This window comes from Saliphagus sp. GCM10025317 (genome assembly GCF_042663665.1).
Classification (GTDB): domain Archaea; phylum Halobacteriota; class Halobacteria; order Halobacteriales; family Natrialbaceae; genus Natronosalvus.
In genome coordinates this window covers 22,654-28,710 of the sequence record NZ_JBHTAQ010000003.1, presented here as the reverse complement: position 1 = coordinate 28,710, position 6,057 = coordinate 22,654, and the positions used below count along the sequence as shown (strand labels likewise).

The following is a 6,057-nucleotide window of genomic DNA, read 5'->3' as shown; positions in this document are numbered from 1 at the left end:
CCCTGACTGCGTAATAACGCTGTAGGATCGACTTCGTTATTTATCGGATATTTGATCCCAAGACTTCCTTGAGGTTGCCAATTTGTTGGCTCATCTGGGACTTCCTGAGGAGGAGGATTCCAGCCGACTGTTTTTTCTTCAAGTATTCGAATATTATATCCAACCCTATCAATAGCAGGTTGTATTACTTCACTAAGTTCATCAATAACTACATCCTTTTCTCTGTCTCGCTCTAATTGTTCAAAGTGTTTCGCTATTTTGGCTTACGGAACATAATGTGACATAAACAAAATAAAGTTAACAGTTACCTGTTGCTTGCTGACAAGTGCTGCATCTGAATCAACAGAGCCACGAAATTCGATACAACAAGCAGTGTAATCGCTACTGAAAGGCCAATAATACCGATAGAAGCAAATCGGATAACTCATATCATAGATAGTAAATTGATACCATATATTTCTCTCGGCTAAAGGTTACCTATGTTTCCATTCATCTTTCTATCTGGATTTCACGCCCTCAGAATGCGTTTACCCGATATGCACACGAGTATGGAGCTTCGTGTGTATAACAGCAGTCAACGTTCACGCTGTGGCCCTCAATCACACCAATCGGTATGGTTTATACTCATCAGTTATAACCATCGATGTTTGAATGAACGGAGACTTCCAAGACTATCAGACTGTGTTCATGAAATGCTAAAAAGCAGATAATCTTGCGGCGCGTTCTGCGCGCGACGCTCGAATCTGGCTGATGGGCTGGACATAAGTGACTCATACCGTCAGTACCCCCAATGGTGTAGTGGGACTCCGACAACAGAGATTGGCGTATTTGCCAGGGCGGACTGACCCAGCCAATACGATTACGTTCACTGAAGAACAATTATCTAATAGCGCGGGGAAGGGGTTTGTCGTTGCCAGCGTCACCCTCACAGCCAACCAGCCACTAACCACATCATTGTTACCTCCGCGCTATCCTATCTATCGTCAATAGTCCTCACGTCTTGCGATCGGCGCGTGCTGACCAGCCATTTGCACGTGTAGACCTGGGTTCTGTCTGAACGGAATTGCGACCCATAATCATGAATTATCTGAACAATCTTGGCCCACTATATGGCATCTGAAAATAAGTCCATGTGTGATGATTCGATCACACATTGATGAGCAGAGACAGATAGGACAAATCACCACTTTTAGCGAGGTGAAAAATGAGCGATTGGCAGCCCGTTCACCTAGGCGCAAATGGAGCAATGAACCCCACCTTTTGGGGCGTCATTTATATCCTCGCAGGAATACTTGGTGGTGTGATCATTATTGGAGGAGTCGTCGGAGCCTTGTTCTCGAGATAATTATGTCCATTCTGGAGCACCTATCCACTGACGAGAATACCAGAGTAAGTAGCGAGGAGATTCTTAACGTCCTTCGCAGGAGCGACGATCTTGTGACAGGGACTTCTGATATCGCAGATACAATTGGGATGAGTGTTGATGGTGCACGTGACCGTCTTCGCTCTTTAGAGGAAGATGAACGAGTGATATCTCAAAAGATCGGGAATAAGAATGGTTACACACTGGTCTGGGGGCTTCATCCAAACGAGAGACAGGAGCCTATTGTTCCTGAAATTGATCGGCTTGTGAAATGGTGTGATGCAATTTCACATATAGGCTGGTCAATAATCCGAACCGGAGTAGTTGCATTTGCTATTGGCACGCTCTTATGGTTTATCTCCATCTCACTGACTTTGGGTGGATGGTCATTGGGCATATTAACAAACGCACAGCTCCATGTGTATGGATACGGGATCGCTGGAGGCGGGGCTAGTGCTCTTTTATTTGGTAGCGCAGTTGTTATATTTACTATTGTTGCAGAGACCATTGCTGAATTCCGGGTAAATAGGACTGTTCAATAGAATACATCTCTGATGCTGATTTTCGCCTGTTGAGTTCCACGGTGATCACCACCACCGTGCCATCGTAGGAGTGGGAGACTTGAGGCCTTGCACATCCTGTCTTTGACGATTGTCAATCCCGAGCGATCATGTGGACGATACACCACGAAACAGTACCAGCCGTTCGTCCGCCGGAGTCGATCGTGATACGCTTTGTAGACCTTGAAATTCCCCGGCTGACCGTCGCTGTGCTCGAGCATCGTGCTCTTAATCTCCACTGGTGTCCCGTTCTGGAACTTCGCATCGTGCCAGCTCGAGCGCTCGAGGTCGAACCGCCGCTTCCGAGCCATGCGCTTCTCGCAGATCGTGCCGAAGTGGTTCGCTCGCTTTGAGCGATTCACGACGACCACGCGCTACGCGCGCTGATATATATCAACTCCTCCGCCTGATTCGACGACCGCCCATCGGTCGCTTCGCTCCCCGCGGGAGCGAGCGATGGGCCTGGGCTTCGAGTAAAGGGGTCTGGGTATCCGTATCCAGCCATCCAGTGGGTCGCAGTCATGCGATAACCTCGTTCACTTTGGAAATCGCGTCGACGTGCTCGCCGTCGTCTCGGTACTCCCGCCAGCGTGAACCCACCCAACCGTGACTGTAGGGAACGAATTTGGCGGTTTCACGATTCGTCATCCCTCCTCCTTACAGCGGATAACCGTCCACAGCGAGGTGAGACGGGCGGCCTCGTCGGCGTCCATCTCGTCGGTTTCGTCGCCGAAGCGTGACCAGCTCCAGTCACTCGCTTCCTTGGTGTTGTACCGAAGGTCCGTCGGCGGGACGCCTTCGATCTCGCCCTGGATGTCCGCGAGTTTCGCGTTGCTGATCGAATCGGCGATGATCGCCTTCTTCTGGCTGACCTTCTTGACGATCGTGCCGACGCGCCAGAGCATCGGGTGGATCGATCGCTCGCCGTGAGCGATGTAGATCAGCGCGCCGCCGTACTTGCGGATCTTGTAGACCAGCGGTGCCATCTTCATCCGGGTTTCGTAGCCCTGCTTGCCCTGGCCGCTCGCCGAACTCGAGAACTCGTCGCCAATGAACAGTTTCGGGCGCTGACTGTGCTCGAGCGGGTCACCGTCCTGCTCGACCCACTCCATGAGGGTGCCGTAATCGGGAATCCAGCCGTCCTGGACGTCGCCGTCGTCGTCGACCCAGCGGTTCTTCTCCTCAAGGGACTGGATGTTAGTTCCGAGCAGCGAGTCGGATCGGTTCAGATCACGCCAACGTTGCGCGAGTAGACAGGCGAAATCGGTCTTTCCGGCGCCCATCTCACCAGAACGACGACGACTGGCGCCGGGCCGTCGATCAGGTTGTCGACCTTCCCGATCGCCTTCATGCCGGAGACGTCCGCTCGCTGCGAGGTGTCGCCCACCATGTGCTTGATCGTCGGCATATCGCCGTTCTCGAGCGCCTGGCGGAAGGTTTCGGTCCCTTCGACCATGCGAATGTCGCGGTGTTTGCGGAGGTCTTTGCACTGGCCGGGCATCTTGTCGGGCCGGTCGGCCGCGAGAGGGTCGTAGTGAACCGAGCGGATCGACAGCGCCCTCGAGACGTGTTCGTCGCGAACGACACCGCCGTGATCGTGGATCTCGCGGTTTTCCCGGTCACTGTAGCCTTCCTGATGTTCGCGCGCCTGTGCGGTCGTGTAGAGCGCCTGCTGGTCGGCGCCATTGTTGTCAGTCATTGGTTTCCTCCGTCTACGATCATCTGGTGAGTGTCTTCGTCGGTCGACTCCTCCGGGTCCTCTCGAAGCCGTCCGTAGCTGTACCACACAGCCACGACCGGAGCCGTGAGGGTCACGAGAAAATAGCTACGTGGAACCGGAAGGAACAGCGCCCGTTCGGTCGTCTCGCCAGCTGGTCCGGTCGACCGTTCCTCGGTTGGAACGTTTAGCGCCTCCGCGGGGAGCATGAACAGACCGGCCCACAAGCCCACAACAAGACCGCCCGCGAGCGCCATCGCGAGAATCGCTCGCTCTCGGTCGGTGAAGTCGATCGTCACTTCGACCACCTCCATTCACTTTCCTCGTGATCGATCAATAGCGGCCGATTCTCCATCCGGCGCTGTTTGGCGAGAATCGACACCATGAGTGCCGCAGTATCGGTCCGTCCTCGAGCCGCGTTCTGGCTCTCGTCGAAGACGAATACCGGAGGTGGATCGATCGTCGTCTCTCGAAGTTTACCGTCGTGGATGTACCTCACGAGTCGACACCTCCATCGGTGGCCGTCTCCGCGGGCTCGAGCGTGATTCCCTGGGGATTCTCGGCCGGATCGTAGTCGATCGCGTAGTCGTCGACGTCGCGGATCTCGTCGCTGTCCCACTTGTCGGCTTCCTCGCGAGCAGACTCGAAGCGTTCTTTCACGCTGGTCTGCTGGCCCATTAGCCCACGCTCGTCGGCCTCGGCCTGGAAGTTGATTGAGTCGCGCTCAATCTCGACGCCCATCTTGCTGATGCGCCCGCGGAGTTTGTTGAGCGCGATCGAGTCCTCGATGAGATCGCCGTGGATGTCCTCGAGCATCGCTTTCAGCGTCACGAGCTTGCTGTCGGCCATGTTCGACTGATAACAGCCGGTGACGATGAGGTCCTCCGTGTCCTCGAGCCACTCGAACTCGCGGACTTCGTACGATTCCTCGTCATTGACGCGGTAGGGCGATGGTCCCTCGACGGTCTTACCGTTCCACACCTCGGGCTCGACGTAGTACTTCTCTCGCGTGTCGGTGACGCCATTGATGTGGTGAACGGGAATCATGTGCCGGTTCCGGAGCTTCCGCGCACCCGTGATGAACAGCGCGAGCAGCGGCGGGCCCAGGAGCAACAGCGCGGCGAACCAGCCGAAAACGATCGGCGGAATACCGGGAACTGACGGCCGAATCCAGATGAGCGCAGCGCCGAGCGAAACCATGATCCCGAGAACGATCAGCTGGCTCTCGGCGAGCAGGTACGTCACCCGGTCGGACCAATTCGAGAACGTTCCGCTCGTCTCGGTCATGCCTTGATCACCCCGCTCTCTTCGGATCGGATGACGTACGCGGCGCCGAGTCCTGCGAGCCCGGTCGTCATGATGACGCCCGAAAACAGGCCGCTCTCGCCGCCGAAGTGACGGAACGGATTTTGCTCGACGGTGCCCGTCGAGACGATCGCGCCGCTCCCCTGCGCGAGTGACTGACTGGTGGCGACGGCGACCGCGGCACCGCTCCGATCGGCGACCGCGAACGTCACGGTGTTCTCGCCCTCCTCGAGGCGCACCTCGTCGTAGTTGAACGACGACGTCCCTTCCTCGAAGGTGCCCGCTTCGGTCAGCGAGATGCGGCGCTGTTCGTCGGCCTCGATGGTGAGCGTGAACCGTCCGCTCGAATAGGACCAATCGACGATTCGCGTCTCGGCGTCGATCGCCTTCTCGTAGTCCTCGTTGGCCTCAAACTCGGCTGGCGTCTCGTTCGTGGCGTTCTCCTGGGACTGTGCGAGCGCGCCTATACTGCCCATGCCCATCGCCAGCGATACCGCTACGACCGTAGCGAAAATGAAAATCCGATTCATAGTCAGTTACCTAATCCGGGGATGAGGTCGGTCACGATCCCGACGACCGCCAGAACCACTACGCCGATGATCCCGATACCGAGCAGACCGGCGCCCTCGCCACCGAGACCGAATGAGGGAAAGCCGATACTAACGTTTGTGTCGGTCTCGTCGTCTTCGGCCATCGTCTCAACGAGTTCGTATTGTCGTTCGAGCAGTTCCTTCTGGAACTCCTCATACTCGTCTAGACGGTCGTGTACCTCGTCGTAGTCGGTCGGCGTCTCGGTCTGGAGTGTGTGATCGGTGAACGTGATGGAATCAGTGTCCACGAGGTCGCCGTCCTCGTTGACTTGCTTCGCCTCGATCACCGTGAACTCCCGGTGCTCCTCGAACTCAACGAACGCGCCTCCCTTCTTGCCGTCCTCCGTCTCGAACGAGAACGAGAACGTCACGATAGGAGCCTCCGCCGCGCCCATCGTATCGCCTATACCAGCCGGTGTGTAGGCCTCGCCCACCTCGAGCGAGTCATCCGGGCCGGGATCAATGTAGACCGTTCCCGGCACCTCCTCGCCCGCGAGGGCTTCAACATCGTCGTCAGTCGTC

The 6,057-nt window shown here is 56.2% G+C and carries 7 protein-coding genes and 1 pseudogene; 1 reads left to right on the top strand and 7 read right to left on the bottom strand.

Annotation, left to right across the window (positions count from 1 at the left end):
- Positions 1-1,347 precede the first annotated feature (1,347 nt).
- Positions 1,348-1,905 (top strand): hypothetical protein, encoded by a 558-nt coding sequence (locus tag ACFQS4_RS01160; RefSeq protein WP_500191879.1) that lies wholly within the window; start codon positions 1,348-1,350, stop codon positions 1,903-1,905.
- Here ACFQS4_RS01160 and ACFQS4_RS01155 read toward each other — a convergent pair.
- The 7 genes and pseudogenes from ACFQS4_RS01155 to ACFQS4_RS01125 form a co-directional block, all read right to left on the bottom strand.
- Positions 1,899-2,285 (bottom strand): PD-(D/E)XK family putative nuclease, encoded by a 387-nt coding sequence (locus ACFQS4_RS01155; RefSeq protein WP_500191829.1) that lies wholly within the window; start codon positions 2,283-2,285, stop codon positions 1,899-1,901. The two genes, ACFQS4_RS01160 and ACFQS4_RS01155, sit on opposite strands and share 7 nt — an antisense overlap.
- A gap of 157 nt (positions 2,286-2,442) precedes the next feature.
- Positions 2,443-3,622 (bottom strand): annotated as a pseudogene (locus ACFQS4_RS01150) (hypothetical protein).
- Positions 3,619-3,954, bottom strand: a complete 336-nt coding sequence (locus ACFQS4_RS01145; RefSeq protein ID WP_500191827.1) for a hypothetical protein — start codon at positions 3,952-3,954, stop codon at positions 3,619-3,621. Before ACFQS4_RS01145 ends, ACFQS4_RS01150 begins: the two are co-directional and overlap by 4 nt.
- A complete protein-coding gene (locus ACFQS4_RS01140) occupies positions 3,936-4,139 on the bottom strand; it encodes a hypothetical protein (RefSeq protein ID WP_500191825.1) in 204 nt (67 codons plus the stop codon). The genes ACFQS4_RS01145 and ACFQS4_RS01140 overlap by 19 nt, the downstream gene beginning before the upstream one ends.
- Positions 4,136-4,927, bottom strand: coding sequence for a hypothetical protein (locus ACFQS4_RS01135; RefSeq protein ID WP_500191821.1), 792 nt, complete (start codon positions 4,925-4,927; stop codon positions 4,136-4,138). Before ACFQS4_RS01135 ends, ACFQS4_RS01140 begins: the two co-directional genes overlap by 4 nt.
- Positions 4,924-5,475, bottom strand: a complete 552-nt coding sequence (locus ACFQS4_RS01130; RefSeq protein WP_500191818.1) for a DUF8063 family protein — start codon at positions 5,473-5,475, stop codon at positions 4,924-4,926. Before ACFQS4_RS01130 ends, ACFQS4_RS01135 begins: the two co-directional genes overlap by 4 nt.
- 2 nt (positions 5,476-5,477) lie before the next feature.
- Complete coding sequence (locus ACFQS4_RS01125) at positions 5,478-6,017, bottom strand: hypothetical protein (RefSeq protein WP_500191876.1); 540 nt, start codon at positions 6,015-6,017, stop codon at positions 5,478-5,480.
- Positions 6,018-6,057 lie beyond the last annotated feature (40 nt).

Coding starts and splice junctions, on each gene's coding strand:
- ACFQS4_RS01160 (WP_500191879.1), top strand. CDS start 1,348: ATGTCCATTCTGGAGCACCTATCCACTGACGAGAATACCAGAGTAAGT.
- ACFQS4_RS01145 (WP_500191827.1), bottom strand. CDS start 3,954: ATGGAGGTGGTCGAAGTGACGATCGACTTCACCGACCGAGAGCGAGCG.
- ACFQS4_RS01135 (WP_500191821.1), bottom strand. CDS start 4,927: ATGACCGAGACGAGCGGAACGTTCTCGAATTGGTCCGACCGGGTGACG.
- ACFQS4_RS01130 (WP_500191818.1), bottom strand. CDS start 5,475: ATGAATCGGATTTTCATTTTCGCTACGGTCGTAGCGGTATCGCTGGCG.